19 protein-coding genes are annotated in these 19604 nt (G+C 46.1%); 3 read left to right on the plus strand and 16 right to left on the minus strand.

The window, feature by feature from the left end:
- The first annotated feature begins 74 nt into the window (after positions 1-74).
- Positions 75-1487 (plus strand): glycolate oxidase subunit GlcD, encoded by a 1413-nt coding sequence (glcD, locus tag M0696_RS14365; protein WP_248602085.1) that lies wholly within the window; start codon positions 75-77, stop codon positions 1485-1487.
- A complete protein-coding gene (locus M0696_RS14370; RefSeq protein ID WP_248602086.1) occupies positions 1484-2818 on the plus strand; it encodes a (Fe-S)-binding protein in 1335 nt (444 codons plus the stop codon). The genes glcD and M0696_RS14370 overlap by 4 nt, the downstream gene beginning before the upstream one ends.
- Before the next feature lie 36 nt (positions 2819-2854).
- On the opposite strand, the gene M0696_RS14375 is transcribed toward M0696_RS14370, so the two are convergent.
- The 14 genes from M0696_RS14375 to M0696_RS14440 all read right to left on the minus strand — a co-directional run bounded on the left by M0696_RS14375 (position 2855) and on the right by M0696_RS14440 (position 18326).
- Positions 2855-3223 (minus strand): VOC family protein, encoded by a 369-nt coding sequence (locus tag M0696_RS14375; protein WP_246303177.1) that lies wholly within the window; start codon positions 3221-3223, stop codon positions 2855-2857.
- The gene (locus tag M0696_RS14380) at positions 3138-3326 is read right to left on the minus strand and encodes a hypothetical protein (protein ID WP_246303169.1); all 189 of its coding nucleotides are present in this window, start codon (positions 3324-3326) and stop codon (positions 3138-3140) included. The genes M0696_RS14375 and M0696_RS14380 overlap by 86 nt, the downstream gene beginning before the upstream one ends.
- Positions 3269-5065 carry a carbon starvation protein CstA gene (gene cstA / locus M0696_RS14385; protein ID WP_248602087.1) on the minus strand — a complete coding sequence of 599 codons (1797 nt, stop codon included), beginning with the start codon at positions 5063-5065 and terminating at the stop codon, positions 3269-3271. The genes M0696_RS14380 and cstA overlap by 58 nt, the downstream gene beginning before the upstream one ends.
- A gap of 191 nt (positions 5066-5256) precedes the next feature.
- Positions 5257-6759, minus strand: a complete 1503-nt coding sequence (abfA, locus tag M0696_RS14390; protein ID WP_003222445.1) for an alpha-L-arabinofuranosidase AbfA — start codon at positions 6757-6759, stop codon at positions 5257-5259.
- Between the two features lie 18 nt (positions 6760-6777).
- On the minus strand, positions 6778-7623 hold the full coding sequence (gene araQ, locus M0696_RS14395) for an arabinooligosaccharides ABC transporter permease AraQ (RefSeq protein WP_166849866.1): 846 nt from the start codon (positions 7621-7623) through the stop codon (positions 6778-6780).
- Positions 7624-8565, minus strand: coding sequence for an arabinooligosaccharides ABC transporter permease AraP (gene araP / locus M0696_RS14400; RefSeq protein ID WP_061186735.1), 942 nt, complete (start codon positions 8563-8565; stop codon positions 7624-7626).
- 35 nt (positions 8566-8600) lie between these two features.
- A complete protein-coding gene (gene araN, locus M0696_RS14405; RefSeq protein WP_222143311.1) occupies positions 8601-9902 on the minus strand; it encodes an arabinooligosaccharides ABC transporter substrate-binding protein AraN in 1302 nt (433 codons plus the stop codon).
- A 30-nt stretch (positions 9903-9932) separates the two neighbouring features.
- The gene (gene egsA / locus M0696_RS14410) at positions 9933-11117 is read right to left on the minus strand and encodes a sn-glycerol-1-phosphate dehydrogenase (protein WP_166849860.1); all 1185 of its coding nucleotides are present in this window, start codon (positions 11115-11117) and stop codon (positions 9933-9935) included.
- Complete coding sequence (gene araL, locus M0696_RS14415) at positions 11114-11932, minus strand: sugar-phosphatase AraL (RefSeq protein WP_222143312.1); 819 nt, start codon at positions 11930-11932, stop codon at positions 11114-11116. Before araL ends, egsA begins: the two co-directional genes overlap by 4 nt.
- Positions 11910-12599, minus strand: a complete 690-nt coding sequence (araD, locus tag M0696_RS14420) for an L-ribulose-5-phosphate 4-epimerase (protein WP_166849857.1) — start codon at positions 12597-12599, stop codon at positions 11910-11912. The genes araL and araD overlap by 23 nt, the downstream gene beginning before the upstream one ends.
- A gap of 13 nt (positions 12600-12612) precedes the next feature.
- The gene (gene araB / locus M0696_RS14425) at positions 12613-14298 is read right to left on the minus strand and encodes a ribulokinase (protein ID WP_248602088.1); all 1686 of its coding nucleotides are present in this window, start codon (positions 14296-14298) and stop codon (positions 12613-12615) included.
- A gap of 15 nt (positions 14299-14313) precedes the next feature.
- Positions 14314-15804: an L-arabinose isomerase gene (gene araA, locus M0696_RS14430; RefSeq protein WP_222143313.1), complete on the minus strand. Its 1491-nt coding sequence runs from the start codon at positions 15802-15804 to the stop codon at positions 14314-14316.
- A 312-nt stretch (positions 15805-16116) separates the two neighbouring features.
- The gene (gene abnA / locus M0696_RS14435; protein WP_222143422.1) at positions 16117-17085 is read right to left on the minus strand and encodes an arabinan endo-1,5-alpha-L-arabinosidase AbnA; all 969 of its coding nucleotides are present in this window, start codon (positions 17083-17085) and stop codon (positions 16117-16119) included.
- 155 nt (positions 17086-17240) lie between these two features.
- Complete coding sequence (locus M0696_RS14440) at positions 17241-18326, minus strand: M42 family metallopeptidase (protein ID WP_166849849.1); 1086 nt, start codon at positions 18324-18326, stop codon at positions 17241-17243.
- 184 nt (positions 18327-18510) lie between these two features.
- Here M0696_RS14440 and ysdB point away from each other — a divergent pair, with 184 nt between their 5' ends.
- On the plus strand, positions 18511-18903 hold the full coding sequence (ysdB, locus tag M0696_RS14445; RefSeq protein WP_166849847.1) for a sigma W pathway protein YsdB: 393 nt from the start codon (positions 18511-18513) through the stop codon (positions 18901-18903).
- A 16-nt stretch (positions 18904-18919) separates the two neighbouring features.
- Here the strand turns inward: ysdB and M0696_RS14450 are convergent, their stop codons facing one another.
- Together M0696_RS14450 and rplT are read right to left on the minus strand one after the other, a co-directional pair.
- Entirely contained in the window at positions 18920-19189 is a 270-nt protein-coding gene (locus M0696_RS14450; protein WP_248602089.1) for a DUF1294 domain-containing protein, read from the minus strand.
- Between the two features lie 55 nt (positions 19190-19244).
- Positions 19245-19604 carry a 50S ribosomal protein L20 gene (rplT, locus tag M0696_RS14455; RefSeq protein ID WP_014114727.1) on the minus strand — a complete coding sequence of 120 codons (360 nt, stop codon included), beginning with the start codon at positions 19602-19604 and terminating at the stop codon, positions 19245-19247.

Raw genomic sequence — 19604 nt, forward strand, 5'->3', positions numbered from 1 at the left:
GTTTCTCCATGGAATGATTTGCTTTTCTTCTTTTACAATAGATTAGAAGCGTTTTTTGACAGGGGGATGGTGAAATGATCACCAAAGATGTAAAAGAACAACTGATCCAAATCGTCGGACCGGAAAACTTTGATGACTCCAATGCCGGCCGTCTCGTCTATTCATATGATGCGACGCCGCAGTTTCAGTCAATGCCTGATGCCGTGATTGCACCGAGGACTACAAATGAAGTATCACGAATTTTAACGATTTGCAGCGAACATCGCGTGCCGATCGTTCCGAGAGGATCAGGGACAAACCTGTGCGGCGGCACATGCCCGACTGAAGGTGGACTTGTTCTTCTCTTTAAGCATATGAACCGGATTCTTGAGATTGATGAAGAAAACTTGACCGCCACAGTCCAACCGGGCGTCATTACGCTGGATATGATCCGCGCTGTTGAAAGCAAGGGTTTGTTTTATCCGCCTGATCCGAGTTCTATGAAAATATCAACCATGGGCGGAAACATCAATGAAAATTCCGGCGGGCTCCGCGGATTAAAATACGGCGTCACCCGCGACTATGTCATTGGACTGGAGGTTGTGCTCGCAAATGGTGATATCATCCGCACCGGTGGAAAACTCGCAAAGGATGTGGCCGGATACGATCTCACACGCCTTTTTGTCGGCTCAGAAGGAACACTCGGCGTCGTGACAGAAGCCATCGTCAAACTCGTTCCAAAGCCGGAAACAAAGAAGACACTGCTTGCTCTATATGAAAATATCGACACCGCTGCTCAAACGGTATCAGACATTATTGCCGCAAAAATCATACCCGCCACGCTTGAGTTTCTCGACCAGCCTACACTTTTGGTGATTGAGGATTATGCCAAAATCGGACTTCCGACAAATGCAAAGGCGGTTCTGTTAATCGAGCAAGACGGACCGCTTGAAACCGTTGCACGGGATATGGAAAAGATTGAGGCGATCTGCAAAAAAGGCGACGCTGTTTCCGTTCAGACCGCTCAAACCGAAGAGGAGGCATTTGCCCTGACTGAAGCCCGGCGTTCTGCACTTTCTGCCCTTGCCCGCCTCAAGCCGACAACCATTTTAGAGGACGCGACCGTTCCTCGCTCAGAAATCGCCAATATGGTTAAAGCGATTAATGACATTGCTGCTAAGTACGATATTTCCATTTGCACCTTCGGCCACGCGGGAGATGGAAACCTTCACCCGACATGCACGACAGACATAAGAAATGCGGATGAAATGGGGCGTGTCGAACAGGCTTTTGCCGAGATTTTCGAGAAGGCGATTGAACTTGGCGGCACGATAACCGGGGAGCACGGTGTCGGGGCCATGAAAGCGCCCTACTTGGAGATGAAGCTGAAAAAAGAAGGCATTGCTGCGATGAAAGCGATGAAAGCGGCATTTGATCCCCGGAACATATTAAATCCGGGCAAAGTGTTTGCGAAAGACGCCAGAAAACGTGTGGTGACAGAAAGATGACAACAAATAAAGAAATGAAACAGATCCAAAATGAGTTCAAAGAGCGCATGGATGAAGGCGAGCTTTTGAATTGTATGCGCTGCGGCTTCTGCCTTCCTTCCTGCCCAACCTATATCGAGTCAGGGTTTCAGGAAACTCACTCTCCGCGCGGGCGCATCGCCTTAATGAAAGCCGTAGCTGACGGTATGATTGAACCGGATGAAGATGTCGAACGTTCGCTGTCACTTTGCCTCGGCTGCCGCGCCTGTGAACCTGTATGCCCGTCAGGCGTGAAATACGGACAGCTGCTTGAGGAAGCGAGAGATATTATCCACCAAAATAAAAAACACTCGCTTGGCGCACGTGTCATCCGAAAGACGGCTTTTCATGGGCTGTTTCCGCATCAAAACCGCATGCGCTCAGCAGTAAGCCTTATCGGTTTGTATCAGCGGTCAGGACTGCAAACCGCTGTGCATAAAACTGGTGTGCTTCGCGTCCTTCCTGAGCATTTGCGGACGATGGAAGCTGTTCTTCCTGATGTTCCTAAAAGCAAAGACATGAAGCATCGTCCGCGTTTGCTGCCGTCAATTGGCCCCATGAAAAAACGAGTCGCCTTTTTTTCGGGCTGCTTAATGGATACCATGTTTTTGCCGACCAACAATGCCACATTGAAGCTGCTGCAGCTGGCAGGCTGCGACATTGTCATTCCGCCTGAACAGGCTTGCTGCGGGGCACTGCATGGGCACAGCGGTGAAAAAAACGCGGGCAAAGAGCTCGCGAAACAAAATATTGCTGCTTTCGAAGCGTTAGACGTAGATGCTGTCATTACAAACGCAGGAGGATGCGGTGCCTTTCTCACTGAATATGATCATTTGCTGAAGGATGACCCTGAGTGGTCGGAGCGGGCTGCAGCATTTGCTCAGAAGCTGAAAGATTTTTCATCCGTATTGGTTGAACTCGATCTCCATCAAATGGACCTAGCACTCGAGACGCCGCAGGTCATTACCTATCAAGATTCATGCCACCTAAGAAATGTGATGCATACGTCGCTTGAGCCCCGCCAGCTTCTTCAAAGCATTAAGGGGGCCGAATTCAGAGAGATGGATAAAGCGGACAGTTGCTGCGGATCAGCGGGCATTTATAACATTGTGGAAGCTGAGATGTCTATGAAAATACTGGACAGTAAAATGGCTGCCGTCAAAGCAACCGAAGCGATCGTCATTGTGACAGCAAATCCAGGCTGTTTGCTGCAGATGAAGCTCGGCATTGAACGCGAAGGACTAAGCGGTAAAGTCAAAGCCGTTCACCTGGCTGATTTGCTCCTGGAAGCAGCAGGGTGCCAAACATCATAAGAAAGCCCAAAACAGAAATTGTTTTGGGCATGTTCGTTATTCCATCGGACTGCAAATTTCAATATAATGTCCATCCGGGTCAGCGATATAGGCGACCGTCTGCCCCCATGGCTTCACTTTCGGCTCCCCAATAATCGTGACACCTAGTTCTCTTACCCTTTTAATCACCTCTTCAACGTTTTCAGTCACAAATCCGATTTCAAATGTGTGGGAAGAAGATGTATCCGGAATGCTTAGCGGCGTGATTTCTCTGGCGCTTTCTCGCGTATTAAGCGCCAATATCGTAGAGCCTGTTTCAAATTCGACATACGTGCCGTGTTCAGCACGAATCGGCAGTCCTAAAATATCCCGATAAAAATGAATAGCCCGCTTGCTGTCCGATACGTATAGAATAAGATATTTCATTGATAGATTCATTGCCATTCCTCCTCAAAATTTTCATGAGTCTTTCTATCCCGGGATAGAAGCTTCCATCCTTAAGCTCGGATCTCTCCACATCTGTGCCCATTTTTTCACTGCCGCCACGATAATGATGAAACCTAACAGCAGCATAATGATCGATAATACGCCATTCAATACACTATAGCCCGCTGCTTCAGGATTGAGATACACATTTCGCACCATCCAATAGCCCGCATAATTGACAGTGACATATAAATAGGCAAGCGGGATAAGGCAGGTCAGAATGTAACGGCGTTTATCGGCGATTTTCAGTACTATGGTCGCTCCGATAATCAGCCCCACTGAAGCCATCAGCTGATTGGACACGCCGAACAGCGCCCAAATGGAACCGATATCCCCTGAATACAGCAAATAGCCCCACATCAAGCAGGCAAGTGCGCTGGCAAATACAGATCCCGGAATCCAGTCTGTTTTCTTCAGCGGCTTATACACCTCTCCGAAGAAATCCTGAATCAAATAACGGGCAACGCGTGTCCCCGCATCAATCGCTGTTAAAATAAATACGGCTTCAAACATTATGACAAATTGGAAAAAGTATGAGGCCAAATGGCTGAAAAACGGCATTCCCGTAAAAATATAAGTCATTCCCACCGCAAGCGTGACGGCTCCCCCTGTTCTTCCTTCTAAGTCCAAACCGATTTCTCTGCTCAATTCAGGCAAATGGACGACATCCATGCCGAGCGTACGGAAAACCTCAGGTGTGCTGTTAATCGCAAAGTAATCAGCAGGCTGCAAGGCTGTCGCTGCAATCAGCGCCATGATACCGACAAGGCACTCGACAAGCATTGCACCAAACGCAACCGGCTTCATATCACTCCATTTATTCAGCATCTTCGGCGTCGTGCCTGAACCGACAAAGGCATGGAATCCCGAGATCGCACCGCAGGCAATGGTTATTGAAATGAATGGCCAGACAGGTCCTGCCAGCACTGGTCCGCCACCTTTTACAAATTCTGTAAACGCAGGAAATGGGATGGACGGATTGACGACAAACACACCTGCAATCAAAGCGATAAAAACACCGATTTTCATAAAGCTGCTTAAATAGTCACGCGGTGCGAGAAGCAGCCAAACAGGAAGCGCCGCTGCAAAGAACGCATAAACAGGAAGTGCGACTGCAAGCGTTTTCGTATCTAGTGTTAAAAAGTCACCGAGCGCGGTAGTCTGCACCCATGGGCCGATAAAGACCCCTGCCATTAAAAAGAGAAAGCCGATTGTTGACGCAAGCTTCAGATTTCCCGTTTTCTTATAAAATAAGCCCACACCCATCGCAATCGGAATCGTAATCCCTACCGCAAACGTTCCCCACGGATTGCGTTCAAGCGCGTGCAGCACAACCATCGACAGGCCCGCCATCGTAATCGTGATAATAAACAGCATGGATAATCCTGTACAAAAGCCGGCAACAGGGCCGAGCTCATCCTTCGCCACTTCCGACAGCGATTTACCATTTTTGCGCATCGATGCAAACAGCACCACTATATCATGGACGGCTCCCCCGATAACCGCCCCGATTAACAGCCATAATAACCCCGGCAAATAACCGAACTGCGCCGCCAGGATCGGTCCGACTAGCGGCCCGGCCGCTGCGATCGCTGCAAAATGGTGGCCGAACGAAACCCATTTATTTGTAGGCACATAGTCTTTTCCATCCTCAAGCGTGTGAGCAGGTGTCGGCTTATCATCATTCACTTTGAGAACCTTCACCATCATAAATGTTCCGTATAAACGATAGGCGATAGCCAAAATGCACATTGACGCTATCACAATTGTAACCGCATTCATTTTTCCCAACCCCTTTGCTGTTTTTCATAAATATATCATAATTTCATAGTGAAAAGCGGTCATTTTTTCCTATACAAAAAAGCCGGCTGAAATGGGCCGGCTTGAGACAATCAGTTTAGTTCAATGTCTCCAGATGTTGTGCGAACTTTTAAAAAGAAAAACCGGAGAGAGATCTCCGGTTTTTCTTTCTCTTATGACTGTTTTTTCAGGCGGATCACATTCCAGGAAAGCGGCGTAAAATGTGCGGTTAGGCCATTTTCGCTGACAGACGATGTTCCATTGGAATGCGGGACGACATTTTTTCTGTTATGCTGGTTTGTCGCTTTGATATCCTGATGCTCGAGTACGATATGCTCTGCGATTTGATAGGATTCAAAACCTCTGAGCGAAATCTCCGTCTCCATCTGATCTTCAGCTTTGTTTACCGCAAAAATGGTGAGTGTTTCTTCCTCTTCGGAGTACACAACAGCTGCATCAACATATGGCACATCAGTAAAATCTGAGCAGTCGTACTTCGGAGAAGAAATAAGCGGTTTCAGTGACTCGCCTCTTCCGTAAACAGAAGCATGCATGTACGGATAGAAAATCGGCTGTCTCCATGCTTCTCCGCCTTTTTCCGTCATGATCGGCGCGATGACATTTACAAGCTGTGCAAGGCACGCGATTTTCACACGGTCTGCGTGCTGCAGCATCGTAATGAGCAGAGAGCCGACCAATAGAGCATCTTCAAAATTATAAATATCTTCTAAAATTGGCCGCGCAGTAATCCACGGCTCGACTTTTTTATCCGCCTCATTTGAGTGATACCAGACGTTCCATTCATCCAGAGAGAGGTTGATGGTTTTCTTGCTGCGAGTTTTTGCTTTTACATAGTCACAGGTTGCAGCGACAGATTTAATAAAATGATCCAGATCCATGGAACGGGCCAAGTAGTTTGGCAGATTGTTATCCCGGTTTCCGTAATACGTATGGAGAGATATATAGTCGACATGCTCGTACGTATGCTCCAGCACCTTCGCTTCCCAATCGATAAAGGTCGGCATTCCGCTGTTTGAGCTGCCACAGGCAACAAGTTCAATTGATGGGTCAACCCACTTCATGACCTTTGCCGTCTCTGCGGCAAGCCGTCCGTATTCGTCAGCTGTTTTGTGGCCGATCTGCCACGGGCCATCCATTTCATTTCCTAAGCACCATGTTTTGATGCCGTACGGCTGTTCATAGCCATGTGACCTTCTTAAATCACTCCAGTAAGAGCCTTTCGGGTGGTTGCAGTATTCAACGAGATTGCGGGCAGCATCTATGCCTCTAGTGCCAAGGTTGACGGCCATGTTGACTTCAGTGTTGACTTTTTTTGCCCAAGATAAAAATTCATTTGTGCCCACTTCATTGGTTTCTGTCGTTTGCCATGCCAAGTCAAGCCGTCTTGGGCGGTTTTCGACAGGTCCGACACCGTCCTCCCAGTTGTATCCGGATAAAAAGTTTCCGCCCGGATAGCGGATGATCGGTACCTGCAATTCTTTGATCAGCGACTGGACATCCTTTCTAAACCCGTCTTCATCCGCTTCAGGATGATCAGGCTCATAAATGCCTTCGTATACTGCACGCCCCATATGTTCGATAAACGATCCGTAAATCCGTTTGTCTACTTCACCGATTTTATATTCTTTGTCTACAATCATTCGCGCTTTTTTCATCACACGTTTCCTCCTTCATTAACCTTTGACTCCCCCTACCGTCAGGCCGGAGATAAAGTATTTTTGGAAAAACAAGAAAATAATAATTACCGGCAAAATCGCAAATACCGAGCCGGATATGAGCATGTCATAGTTGTTTCCGTAAGGGCTCAGCAAGCTGGACAGCCCTATTGGAAGCGTAAACATTTCTTTCGACCGAAGCACAATCAGCGGCCATAAGAAGTTGTTCCAGCTGTTTAAAGACTGGAGGATGATCATCGCGCCGAAAGCCGGTTTCATCAGCGGCGCCATAATCCTGAAAAAGATGCCGAATTCCGTACAGCCGTCCATCCTTGCAGAGTCCAGCAGATCTCTTGGAAGACCAAGCGCATACTGCCTGAAAAAGAATACGGCTACCGGCGAAACGATGAACGGCAATATGACACCCGTATACGAATCAATCAAGTGCAATCCGACGGTAAGCTTAAACAGCGGAAGCATCATCACTTCAAGCGGAACCATCATAATAATCAGCACAAGGACAAAGATGATATTCCTGCCCTTAAACTCGTAAACCGCAAGTCCGTACCCAATCATCGAAGAAAAAAACAGAGTGAGAACGGTTGTAAAAAGCCCAAGCACAAGACTGTTAAAAAACCATTTGAAATAAATGCTGCCGCCATTAAACAGAAATGTATAATTATCAAGACTCATCACTTTAGGATCAATGTCAAGATTTAGCCCCACACGCAAGAGCTCAGATGACGGCTTTAATGATCCTAAAAGCAAACAGAAAATCGGAAAAATATACAATAGGCTCAGCATAATAAAAAACAGGGTTAGCGCGATTTTGTAAACGCTAAACTGAGGACTGTGCCGCAACATTTATCCCTCCCCCTTAAACGAGCCTGACAGCTTTAATGAAATCAGGCTTACAACAAGGATCACAATCAAAAGCACAATGCCGATGGCCGCTCCGTATCCCATTTCGTTGTAGGCAAGCCCCTGCTGGTACAAATATCCGACAAGCGTCAGACCGATATTACCCGGGGAATTATTTTGCCAAAGGACGTAGCTTTCCTCAAACATCCTAAATCCGCCGATGATGCTGATGGTTAGCACATATACGGTTACTGGCTTGAGAAACGGCAGCGTAATGTGCCGGAATTTTTTCATTGTATTCGCGCCGTCAATATCAGCGGCTTCGTACAGCTCTTTCGGCACATTTTGCAGGCCTGCTAAAAAGTAAAGGATGTTGATTCCCATCCATCTCCACGAGGCAAGCAGCACCATCAAAAACATGCCGGTATGTTCATTGTTCATCCAGTTCTGAGGTGAAAAGCCGAGTTTGAGTAAGATGGAATTGGCCAGCGACGTTTCCATTTCTCCGAAGATCAGCCGAAAAATGATCCCAGCAACAATGGTAGAAGTCAATGCCGGAATAAATAGCGCTGATTTGAATATATTTCTGAATTTGACCAGCTTTGAATTCAGGAATATGGCCAGAAGCAATGGAACAGGAATCAGAACAATCAGCGTCCAAAAGGTGTATTCCAGCGTATTCCAAAGGGCTGTATAGAACGTCGGGTTGTTTAGCGCTGTATAATTAGACAATCCGACAAACGATACCTCTCCCGGCAAAATTCTTTGAAAGCTCATGATGAAGACACTAATGATGGGGTATAGAAAAAATACGAGAAAGGATAAAACGAATGGCGCAGTAAACAGATAGGGCGCCGCTTTTTTCGAATAAAATAAATCTCGCCAGCCTGATTGTTTCGCAGCTGAAGGAACGGGATGAACCGTTCCCGTTTTCACAGGTTTCATGAGAACCTCCCCGCTTTCACTTTTTGAATGAGATTCTATTTCTGTTTCAGTTCACCTGCCGCTCTGTCCAAGGCTTGTTTAGGCGTTTTTTGCTGAGATTTAAGTGCTTCGAACAATACACTTCTGTTAACAAGGTCTGAAGCCTTGGCAAAATCCTCATGTAAATAAATCGGATTGATTTCATCCTTGATATCGAGCAGCACAGAAAAAATACCTGTTCCGTTTTGGAAATAATCCGTATATTTGTTTTTCTCTTTCAATTCCTTGGAGCTCCAGACATCCCAGCGAAGCGGGTCAAACCCGAGTACGCTCCAGAGCTTTTTATTTCCTTCTTTAGAGCCCTTCGCAAAGGCCAAAAACTCCTTTGCTAACCCAACATGCTTGGATTGCTTCGGCACAACAGTTGCCGTACCGCCCAAACCTGCCGAACGGTCGCCTCCCTCTTTCCATGCTGGAAGCGGCCGAATGGCAATCTTCCCTTTCAGATCAGGCATATAATCTATGAATCTTCCCATATACCAAATCGGCATCAGGACTGAAGCGGCTCCGCCTTGGTTCATAAAGCCGTAGTATTCTTCACTGTGATGCCCGCCGCCTGGTGCGGCAATCATCGTTTTATCATTAATCATGTCCTTTAAATATTGAAGTGTTTTTACGTTGGTGTCATTATTGAGGATCAGCTTGCCGTTTTTATCAAAATAGCCTGAGTTTTGCTGTGAAATCATGGATAAGAACGTTCCGGAATCATTTGTTTCCACCGTTCCCATCGGCTTCCCAGTCACTTTACGCACTTTCTGCCCAGCTTTATGGTAATCATCCCATGTTTTAATATCATCAGGATTGACGCCGGCTTTTTTCATCACATCCATGTTATAAAACATCACTGTCGTCCCTACATGGGTATCCAGTCCGTAAAGCTTGCCGTTTTTGCTGTACAGGGTAAGCCGCGCCTCGACGAATTTATCGCGATCCTTTTCAATCAGCGGAGTCAGGTCGGCAAGCGGTATGTCAGAGCCCTTCAAAAAGTTTGAAAAACGGGCCAATTCGACATCGGCAATATCAGGGACGCCTTCTCCCGCAATTAAGGAGATAGACAAGTTATCATGCATTTGCCCATATGGATAAACGACCGTATTCAGTTTAATTTTGCGGTCAGGATATTTTTTGTTCCATTCCTTCACCATTTCCACATAAAACTGCTCATGAAGTCCGTTAAATGTCCAAAAGGTCAGCTCGGTTTCACCCGATTTCCCGGATGATCTTTCTGCTGAACACCCAGCAATGAATAATGTCAACAGCATCATAAGGACAAGAAAACAGGCAGTCAATTTTTTCATTTACGTTACCCCTTCCATTCGAGGTGCGGGCTATTCATATAGACCATGATTGATCAGCGTTTTGTTTTCATTAATGATTCTTAATCCGGTGCAGCGGTCTCTTAAGGTGTGCGCGTGTCTGAAGGCATTCTTGACGGAATCCTGCCCGACACCGATTTCGTCAAAAGACGCAGGGCCTCCGGCTGATCTCAGCCAATCGGCAAGCACTTTTCCTTCCGGAAGCGTTTCATAAGCCAATTGAATGGCTTGCCGCCGGCGTGGAGAAAATTCGTTCAGCCCGTCATCCTGAGCGAGCTTTCTGTATGTGTCAGTTAATAAAACAGCGGCACAGCCGACCTTTGCTCCATGAAGAATCTGAGGCCGGTTTTTCTCCATTAATTCCATCTCAATCCAATGTGAAATATGATGCTCTCCGCCTGATGCCGGGCGGGAATGATCTAAGGCCAGCATGACAAGTCCTGATACAAGTAAAGACTCCATCAAAACTTGTATGCCTGTTTCCGTCTTCATCGCAATGTCTTCTGTATGTTCGATACAGGCATCAAGCGCCTCCTGAACGATCTTAGCTCCTGCTGGCGAATAAGGCTCGCCGGCAAGATGGCGGGATATTTCCCAATCAGCTAAAGACGTTATTTTACCGAGCATGTCACCAAATCCAGCCGCCACCATTGACTGGGGTGCCGCTTTTAATAAATCCAGATCAGCGAACAGCGCACACGGAGCCTTCGTTTGGATGGTAGTTTTCGTACCGTATAAAATAAGCGGCGCCCCGGCTGATGTAAATCCGTCTACAGATGGAGCAGTCGGATAAGAAATAAACGGCAAATCCCTCTGAAACGCTGCAAAGCGCACGATATCATGAATCGTGCCCGAACCGACTGCGACCATGACATCCGTTGTTTTTTTCGTATGGAGCAGCGTATGAATGAGCGATCGTTCATCAGCTGTCACATCTCCGGCCTCATTTTCCGGAATGATCAGGCACTCCGCCTGAAATCCTTCTTGATTCAGCCGGTTTTCCAGATCAGTTCCTGCAATGCGATGTGTGTTCGAGTCGCAGACAAGGACAATATGTTTGTCGTTTTTTCTTTTTACATAGTCCAAAAGTGAATCGGCTGCTTGTTTATCAAGAACAATTTCTTCAACTTCTATAGGAAACGTCTTTTCTCCGGCGTGTTCAAAAGCACGCTGAACGTCAGCTGCGATACGATTCATAACAGAATCCCCTCCTCAGCTAATTTGGATACATCCTTAATAGACTCCAGCACATAATCCGGCGTGTACAGGCGCTGTTCACCCGGTTTCGCAGAACCAGTAAGCACTAAGGCGCTTTTCATGCCATAAAGTTTCCCCATCGCAATGTCTGATTCAATGCTGTCCCCGATAATCATGCATTCATGTGCGGACAGCCCCATTGCTGTACAGGCAGCCTCCGCCATCAGCCATGACGGCTTTCCGACAACAACCTCCGTCTTCGCTTGAGCGGAAGCCTCTATCGCCCCAATCATTCCGGCTACATCGATGGCATTGCCGTCTTCGTTCGGAAAAAAGCGGTCTTTGTTCGTAGCAATGATACGAGCTCCGCCAGCAGCCGCTTGAAAGGCTTGATTTAAATCTTCATACGTGAGCGTTTCATGGAGGGAGATAACGAGCCAATCCGCTTCATTCGGTTCATTCGCGTGCTGCACGCCCGCCAGTCTTAGCTCATCAACCAGGCCTTGTTCTCCCAGGACCCACACCCTTGAAAAACGATAATGTTTTTTCAGAAAAGCTGCTGTGACACTTGACGACAGAACAATGTTGCTTACATCCGCTTCAATCCCCGCGCCGAGAAGTTTTTTTCTGCACATGGCACGGGAGATATTCCCCCGATTGCTCAAAAAGACGATTTTCTTCCCCATTCCCCGAAGTGTATTGATCGCTTCTCTTGCCCCTTCAATCAATTCATTTCCTCTGAATACAGTACCGTCCAAGTCAATTAGAATGCCGGCCGGTGACACTGCGGAATCATGACTGGCCATAGTACGCATTTGCTCCGTGTTTTCGATAAAAATGCTTTTCATGAAGGACTGTATTGATTGGGTTTACATCCTTGTTCAGCATAATGGAGTGATAGGCCATTTCCGCAACTGTTTCTAATACAACTGCGTTATGAATGGCATTTAAGGCGTCCGTGCCCCAGCAGAACGGGCCGTGATTATTCACGAGCACACCCGGAACCTGTTCGTAGTTATGATGCTGAAAGGTTTCGGCTATGACTTTTCCTGTATTCAGTTCGTAGTCATGAATGATTTCTTCATTGTACATTTCTCTTGTACACGGAATCGCACTGTCAAAATAATCAGCATGCGTCGTGCCTAAAGGCGGTATGTCTCTCCCCGATTGCGCCCAGCTTGTCGCCCATTGAGAATGGGTATGGACAATTCCCCCGATGTTCGGGAAGGCTTTATACAAATAAACATGAGTAGGTGTATCTGATGAAGGCTTGAGCGAACCTTCGACGACCTCTCCTTCAAGGTTTAAAACAACCAAATCATCAGCTGTCAGATCGCTGTATTCGACACCACTTGGTTTGATAACAATTCTTTCTTTTTCACGGTCAATGCCGCTGACATTTCCCCACGTAAAGGTTACCAGCTGATGCTCTTGAAGCTTCAGGTTGGCAGCCAGCACTTCTTTTTTTAATGTTTCAAGCATGCTCCATCACCCTTTATGAATTCTTTTTGGCGGCAGATGAAAATTGAAGATTTTTAATTGTTTTCAGACGCTTCATGACATGATTTTCTTTTCCGAAATAGTGAACCAGCTCTTTATATTCAGCGTACAATTTTTCATACACGGCGGCGTTTTCGGCGTTCGGCGTATAAGATATATCTTTCAGTTTTCCCATGTGGGCCGCTGCCTCTTTGATGTCGTCGTATCCACCGTTTTCTTTACCGGCGGCAAGCGCGCCGAAAATAGCAGATCCTAAGGCAGGGGCTTGCGGTGAACCAGAGATTTTAATGTCCATGTTTGTCACATCGGCATAAATCTGCATGACAAACGGGTTTTTCTCAGCAATTCCGCCGGCTGCGTACAGCTCTTCAATCGGAACCCCGCTTTCTTTGAACGTTTCGATAATCATCCGGGTTCCGTAAGCTGTCGCTTCAACTAACGCTCTATAAATCTCTTCAGGCTTCGTCAGCAGCGTCATGCCAAGCAGCATCCCAGTTAAATCAGCATCAACAAGTGTTGAACGGTTTCCATTCCACCAATCTAAAGCAAGCAGGCCGCTTTCACCCGGCGCTTGAAGGTTTGCTTTCTCACTCAGCAGCTCATGAACGCCAATGTTTTTTTCCTCTGCTTCCTCTCGATACGCTTGCGGGACACATGTTTTCACAAACCAGTCAAAATGATCGCCAACACAGGACTGCCCTGCTTCATATCCCGCATAGCCCGGGAGAATTCCGTTGTCCACAACCCCGCACATACCGGGCACGATATGTACCTCTTCGCCCAAAAGAACGTGGCACGTTGAGGTTCCCATAATCATCAGCATTTTCCCTGGCTCTGTGATGCCGACTGCCGGCACGGAAACATGCGCGTCAACATTGGCAACAGCAACAGCCGTACCCGGAAGAAGGCCTGTCAGCTGTGCCATTTTTTCAGTCAGTCCGCCGGCTTTTTCCCCTACTGAATGAATAGAACCCGCTAATTTGTCATTTGTAATCGTTTTCATTAAAGGATTTAATTTGTCAAAGAAATCATCTGACGGGTACCCCGCTTTTTCACTCCAAATTGCTTTATACCCTGCAGTACAGTTGCTTCGCTTGAGCGAGCCGCACAGCTGGTACACGATCCAGTCTGCCGCCTCGATGATCCGGTCAGCCGCTTCATATATGTGAGGCGCTTCTTCGGCAATCTGTATGACCTTTGGAATCATCCATTCTGATGAAATTTTTCCTCCGTACCGCTGTAAAAAAGCTTCTCCTTCTTCTTTAGCGATTTGATTGAGCCGATCAGCATGTTTTTGGGCTGCATGATGCTTCCAGAGCTTCACATAGCTGTGCGGCTCCTCTTCATATTCCGGCAGCATGCATAACGGCTGTCCTGTACTGTCAACAGGCAGGATCGTACATGCCGTAAAATCAATTCCGATCCCGATAATGTCTTTCGGGTCAACCCCTGTCTGTTCGAATAAAGACGGAATGGTTGTTTCCAAGACTTCGAGGTAATCAGCCGGATGCTGCAGCGCCCAGTCCCGCGGCAGCTTTTGACCCGTTTTTGGAAGGACGGTATCAATGACAGCATGCCTGTATTCTTTTACAGCAGCCGCCAGTTCCTCTCCTGTTTCGACATGAACGAGCACTGCTCTTCCTGATAAAGTCCCAAAATCAACCCCTATTGTGTAAGCCAAGTGACATCCCCCTCTCTACTTTTGAAGCCGGTAAAGCGCCTCGTTCCATTTTAATTCGTGTTTCAGCTTGTGAATTGTCGTATCACGGGAAATGAGAACACTTTCGATCCCCGCCATTTCCGCCCAATCGAGCATTTGCTCCGCTGTCAGTTCATAAGACAAGCAGGTATGGTGTGCGCCGCCGGCTAAAATCCACGCCTCCGCCGCTGTTTTCAATGACGGCTCCGGCTTCCAGAGTACACGGGCCACCGGCAGATTCGGCATGTTTTTTTCAACTTCCTGTCCGTTGACCTCATTCAAAACAAGACGGAAACGCCCACCGATATCAACAAGGCTTGCTTGAATGGCTGAACCGCTGATGCCGTTAAATACAAAACGTGCAGGGTCCTCTTTTCCCCCGATCGAAAGCGGATGAACCTCAATTTTCGGTTGATCCAAAGCGACAGTCGGACACACTTCAAGCATATGCGAACCTAGAATCATTTCATTTCCCGGTTCAAAATGGTACGTATAATCTTCCATGAAGGACGTTCTTTTTCCTTCAGCCATGATTTTCATCATTCGTACAAGGGCCGCTGTCTTCCAATCTCCCTCACCGGCGAATCCGTAGCCCTTCTCCATCAGGCGCTGAACGGCAAGCCCCGGCAGCTGCTTCATTCCGTGCAGCACTTCAAACGATGTCGTAAAAGCTGTATATCCGCCTTGTTCAAGAAAAGCGGTTAATCCAAGTTCAATTTTCGCCTGTTCTTTAATGGACGCTACCTTTGCTTCGTCACGTTTTGTTTCCTCGCTGATTATATAGAGCCTGTCATACTCCGCATAGAGCGTGTCAACCTCGTCGTCGGTGATGCGGTTCATCACCTCTACAAGATCTCCGATGCCATACCCGTCAACCTGCCAGCCAAATTGAATATGCGCCCCCACCTTGTCTCCGTCCGTTACCGCGACGTGACGCATGTTATCTCCGAATCTGGCAACCTTAATATGTCTGCTTTCATTTAATGCAGCCGCCGTATCCATCCACTGGGAAATTTCTTTCTTCACTTCTTCATCATCCCAATAGCCGGCAACAACTTTCCGGCTCAGACCCATTCGCGAGTTGATGTAACCGTACTCACGATCACCATGTGCGGATTGGTTGCTGTTCATAAAATCCATGTCAATCGTACCCCAAGGGATATCGCGATTGTATTGTGTATGCAGATGCATAAGCGGTTTTTGATATGAAGAAAGACCTTCTATCCACATTTTCGCGGGAGAAAATGTATGCATCCATGTAATGATGCCGGCGCATGTCTCACTGTACTCCGCTTCTCTTAATAGTTGTCTGATGGTTTCCGATGAAGTGACGACAGGCTTGTGAGTGATTTTATATCTGGAAGAAACCCCGCTGAGCCCCTCGCAAATACTTTTCGCATGCTGATCCACCAGTTCCAGCGTCTCCTCCCCGTATAGGTGCTGGCTTCCTGTTACAAACCAGAATTCATAATCCTTTGTCTGAAGCATGTAAACTGCCCCTTTCTTCCTATAGTAAAACGCTTTCAATTACCTAAACAGATACGGACTAATAAGAAAAAACAAACCATATACAATTAATTTGTACGAACAACTTTATTATATTAGTAGGTTTATTGACTGTCAATCATTTTTGTATTCTTTTACAAAAATGATTGGTTACAAGGTTTTCAGGTGAAAAAACGTCTTCTAAAGAACTGTGATTGCTCTGTCAATCAATCTTCCGATTCGTTTTTCCATTAGAAAAAGCCCTGATGTATCAGGGCTAAACAAATGATAAGATGTGAATGATTAAGCTTTCTCTTAATAAGACGGCCAGCCTGAGCTCCAATTCAAATCATTGATTAACATCTTTGGTATGCCGTTGTCTTTTGCATCATAAGCATGACGCACGAGTATGTTCCCGTTAACGATATCCTGTCCGCCCGGCCCTCTCCACTGTTCATTGCCGGCATCAAGAATCGTACCTCCTCCGTCCATCATGCTTTTACCGTTTCTGTCTACATAAGGACCTGTAATATTTTTCGATCTGCCGTAAGCAATTTTGTACGTACTATTTACGCCTTCACAGCATTTATCGAATGAAACCATTAAGTAATAGTAGCCATTATTGTATGTTAATGTAGGGGCTTCCAGAGCGCCGCCGTTATTTGGTCTGGCTGCTATTGAATATAATGAACCGGTGGGTTTCATTGTATCTTTATTTAATTTTGTTAATTTAATTCCGCCCCAAAATGAACCAAACGCAAGCCAAGGATTTCCATCTTTGTCAATGGTTAATTCAGGATCAATGGCATTATAATTATTTGCACTTGTTGTCCGAGTAACAAGCCCTTCATCCTTCCAGCTGCCCGAACTGAGATTAGTTGCTGAAGCAAGACCAATTAAAGAGGTATTGCTTCCAAACGAAGAAACCGAATAGTAAAGCCAGTACTTTCCGTTGTAGTATGTCACATCCGGAGCCCATTGGTTTATTTCATGATTAGGCACATATTGACGCCACCACGATAAAGGACTGGTGAAAATTGACTTTTGAACTCTCCATACCCCGTTGCTGTCCGCTTTCAGTACACGAAGTCCGTTTTCCTCTGAAAGCCCTGTCCCGAAAGCATACCAAGTATTTCCTTCCTTTGCCATCGTCGGATCATGCAGAAGCTCATTTGATGCTCCCCAAAAAGCGGCTGATGCCGGTAAAGCGGACAACATCACAGCACCAGCTGTTAAAGCTGCGCAAGAAAAACGCAACAAACCAGAAAACGCTTTCTTTTTCATATTCATCAAATCCCCCTTTTTTTGTGATATAGAAAACTTGTCTATCATCCAGACTAGCACATATTTTCTATATATATCCTTATTGTAGGGTTGCTTATTGAATTTGTACAGACAAAAAAATAGAACCCGCCTTTTATAGCGGATTCTGATGATTTTTATTCATATGTGATTTGGTCAACTGTCTTTCGGTCTAACTTCTTAATGACTTCTGTAATTAATTTGACCGCGTTTTCATAATCGTCACGATGCAGCATGGCTGCGTGCGTATGAATATAGCGCGTTGCAATGGTAATGGACAGCGCAGGAACGCCATTTGCCGTCAAATGGATGGCTCCTGAATCTGTACCGCCGCCGGCAATGGCATCAAATTGATACGGAATGCCTGCTTCCTCTGCGGTAGCGACAACTACATCACGTAAACCTTTGTGAGAGACCATGGATGCATCGTAAACGATAATCTGCGGGCCTTTGCCCATTTTGCTTTGCGCTTCCTTCTCGGAAATGCCAGGCGTGTCTCCTGCTATCCCTACATCAACACCAAACGCAATATCAGGCTGAATGGTGTGTGCAGCTGTTTTCGCTCCCCTCAGGCCAACTTCCTCCTGCACGGTTCCGACACCATACACAATGTTTGGATGATCTGTGTTTTGTAAGTTTCTTAAAACATCAATGGCAATCGCACAGCCGATGCGGTTGTCCCAGGCCTTCGCCAGTAAGAATTTTTCATTGTTCATGACCGTAAATTCAAAATGAGGTACGATCATATCTCCCGGGAGTACACCCCATTCCAAGGCTTCTTCACGGCTTGAAGCTCCAATATCAATAAACATCTCTTTTATTTCCACTGATTTTTTTCTCGCTTCAGGAGATAAAATATGCGGCGGCTTAGAGCCGATAACCCCTGTGATTTCACCTTTTTTTGTCACAATGGTGACACGCTGGGCCAGCATAACCTGAGCCCACCAGCCGCCAACGGTTTGAAAACGGATAAAGCCTTTATCGGTGATTTGCGTCACCATAAAGCCGACTTCGTCCAAATGCCCGGCGATCATAATTTTCGGGCCGTTTTGCGCACCTGTTTTTTTGGCAATTAAACTGCCCAGCCGATCTGTTGTTACTTCATCAGCAAATGGTTCTATGTATGATTTCATCACTTGCCTTACTTCTCTCTCATTGCCCGGTATGCCTTTTGCATCTGTTAAATCTTTCAGCATGGTCAATGTTTCATCTAATTTTTCCATGTTCCAAAAACCTCCTTCATCTGTCCTGCATTCTTATTATACAAAACCTGGCGCTAACCATACGACTATTTCACTTGAAAATCGGGTATATGTTTTTAGAACTTTCTTTTAGAAAAAGTGAAACCTTTTTCTATGCTCTTCGTATTACATCAGATCATCACAATAAGGGAGGTGCCTTCACACAATGTTTGTCATGGTTTTAAGGATTATATTGCTTGCACTTTTTGCTTATTGTATTTATGCCGCAGTCAAATATGTCGCAAATCCAAAGAGAAGGCTAAAGCTGGCCCAATCAAAAGAACATTTTTATATTATTGATGAACAGAACAATACCCGAAAAAACTTTCAGCTGACGTATAAAGGCGTGCTTTTTGAAGGAGAAAAGCATATTCCTTCCAAGGATCATCCGCTGTTTATCCACACCATCTTTGTCTGGACAGAATCTCCTGAGAAGCTGAAGCATTTCTCTTCAAAAGATTTTGAGAACATTGAAGAAAAAGTGCTGGAACGATATCCAAATTGTAAGATTGACTGGGACCAGCCCATTAAACTCACAAAAAAAGCAGAAGAGCGTTAAAACGCTTTTCTGCTTTTTATAAATCAAACGGGCTGTAATAAATGCCGATCAAGATCGCTTCAATTACCAGAAGAAGCGGCACTCCGTACTTAAACGACGTGTGCTTCGTTTTATGTCTGAAGGTTTGCATGCCAAGCCAGACACCGAGTGCTCCAAACACGATCGCTATCAGCCACAGCCGTTCTTCAAAAATTCTCCATTTGTGCTGCTGCGCTTTTCGTTTGTCAACGCCCATCACCCAAAAACCGCATAGATTAATCAGCACCAAATAGACAGCAATAACCATGTTGCCTCATCCTTTATATAAAAAAGCCGCTCTGCTGGAGAGCGGCTCTATATGATTACTTGTTTAATTGAGCTTTAGCAGCATCAGCAAGCTGATTGAATGCAGTAAGATCGTTTACAGCAAGATCAGCAAGCATTTTACGGTTTACTTCGATACCAGAAAGCTTAAGACCGTGCATTAAACGGCTGTAAGAAAGACCGTTCATGCGAGCAGCCGCGTTAATACGAGTGATCCAAAGCTTACGGAAATCACGTTTTTTCTGACGACGGTCACGGAAAGCATAGTTTCCAGATTTCATGACCTGCTGGTTAGCTACTTTGTATAATGTATGTTTTGAACCGAAATAACCTTTTGCTAATTTAAGAACCTTTTTACGACGCTTACGCGCAACAGTTCCGCCTTTTACTCTTGGCAT

This window comes from Bacillus rugosus (assembly GCF_023238245.1).
Taxonomy (GTDB): Bacteria; Bacillota; Bacilli; order Bacillales; family Bacillaceae; genus Bacillus; species Bacillus rugosus.

Bases quoted from the DNA above. Each gene is read 5' to 3' on its own strand.
- M0696_RS14380 (WP_246303169.1), bottom strand. From the start codon at position 3,326: ATGGGCACAGATGTGGAGAGATCCGAGCTTAAGGATGGAAGCTTCTAT.
- araP (WP_061186735.1), bottom strand. From the start codon at position 8,565: ATGAAACCTGTGAAAACGGGAACGGTTCATCCCGTTCCTTCAGCTGCG.
- araL (WP_222143312.1), bottom strand. From the start codon at position 11,932: ATGCGTACTATGGCCAGTCATGATTCCGCAGTGTCACCGGCCGGCATT.
- rplT (WP_014114727.1), bottom strand. From the start codon at position 19,604: ATGCCAAGAGTAAAAGGCGGAACTGTTGCGCGTAAGCGTCGTAAAAAG.
- glcD (WP_248602085.1), top strand. From the start codon at position 75: ATGATCACCAAAGATGTAAAAGAACAACTGATCCAAATCGTCGGACCG.
- abfA (WP_003222445.1), bottom strand. From the start codon at position 6,759: ATGAAAAAAGCGCGAATGATTGTAGACAAAGAATATAAAATCGGTGAA.
- egsA (WP_166849860.1), bottom strand. From the start codon at position 11,117: ATGAATCGTATCGCAGCTGACGTTCAGCGTGCTTTTGAACACGCCGGA.
- araA (WP_222143313.1), bottom strand. From the start codon at position 15,804: ATGCTTCAGACAAAGGATTATGAATTCTGGTTTGTAACAGGAAGCCAG.
- M0696_RS14375 (WP_246303177.1), bottom strand. From the start codon at position 3,223: ATGAAATATCTTATTCTATACGTATCGGACAGCAAGCGGGCTATTCAT.
- abnA (WP_222143422.1), bottom strand. From the start codon at position 17,085: ATGAAAAAGAAAGCGTTTTCTGGTTTGTTGCGTTTTTCTTGCGCAGCT.
- araQ (WP_166849866.1), bottom strand. From the start codon at position 7,623: ATGTTGCGGCACAGTCCTCAGTTTAGCGTTTACAAAATCGCGCTAACC.
- M0696_RS14370 (WP_248602086.1), top strand. From the start codon at position 1,484: ATGACAACAAATAAAGAAATGAAACAGATCCAAAATGAGTTCAAAGAG.
- M0696_RS14450 (WP_248602089.1), bottom strand. From the start codon at position 19,189: ATGGTTATTGCTGTCTATTTGGTGCTGATTAATCTATGCGGTTTTTGG.
- araN (WP_222143311.1), bottom strand. From the start codon at position 9,902: ATGAAAAAATTGACTGCCTGTTTTCTTGTCCTTATGATGCTGTTGACA.
- ysdB (WP_166849847.1), top strand. From the start codon at position 18,511: ATGTTTGTCATGGTTTTAAGGATTATATTGCTTGCACTTTTTGCTTAT.
- araD (WP_166849857.1), bottom strand. From the start codon at position 12,599: ATGCTTGAAACATTAAAAAAAGAAGTGCTGGCTGCCAACCTGAAGCTT.
- cstA (WP_248602087.1), bottom strand. From the start codon at position 5,065: ATGAATGCGGTTACAATTGTGATAGCGTCAATGTGCATTTTGGCTATC.
- M0696_RS14440 (WP_166849849.1), bottom strand. From the start codon at position 18,326: ATGGAAAAATTAGATGAAACATTGACCATGCTGAAAGATTTAACAGAT.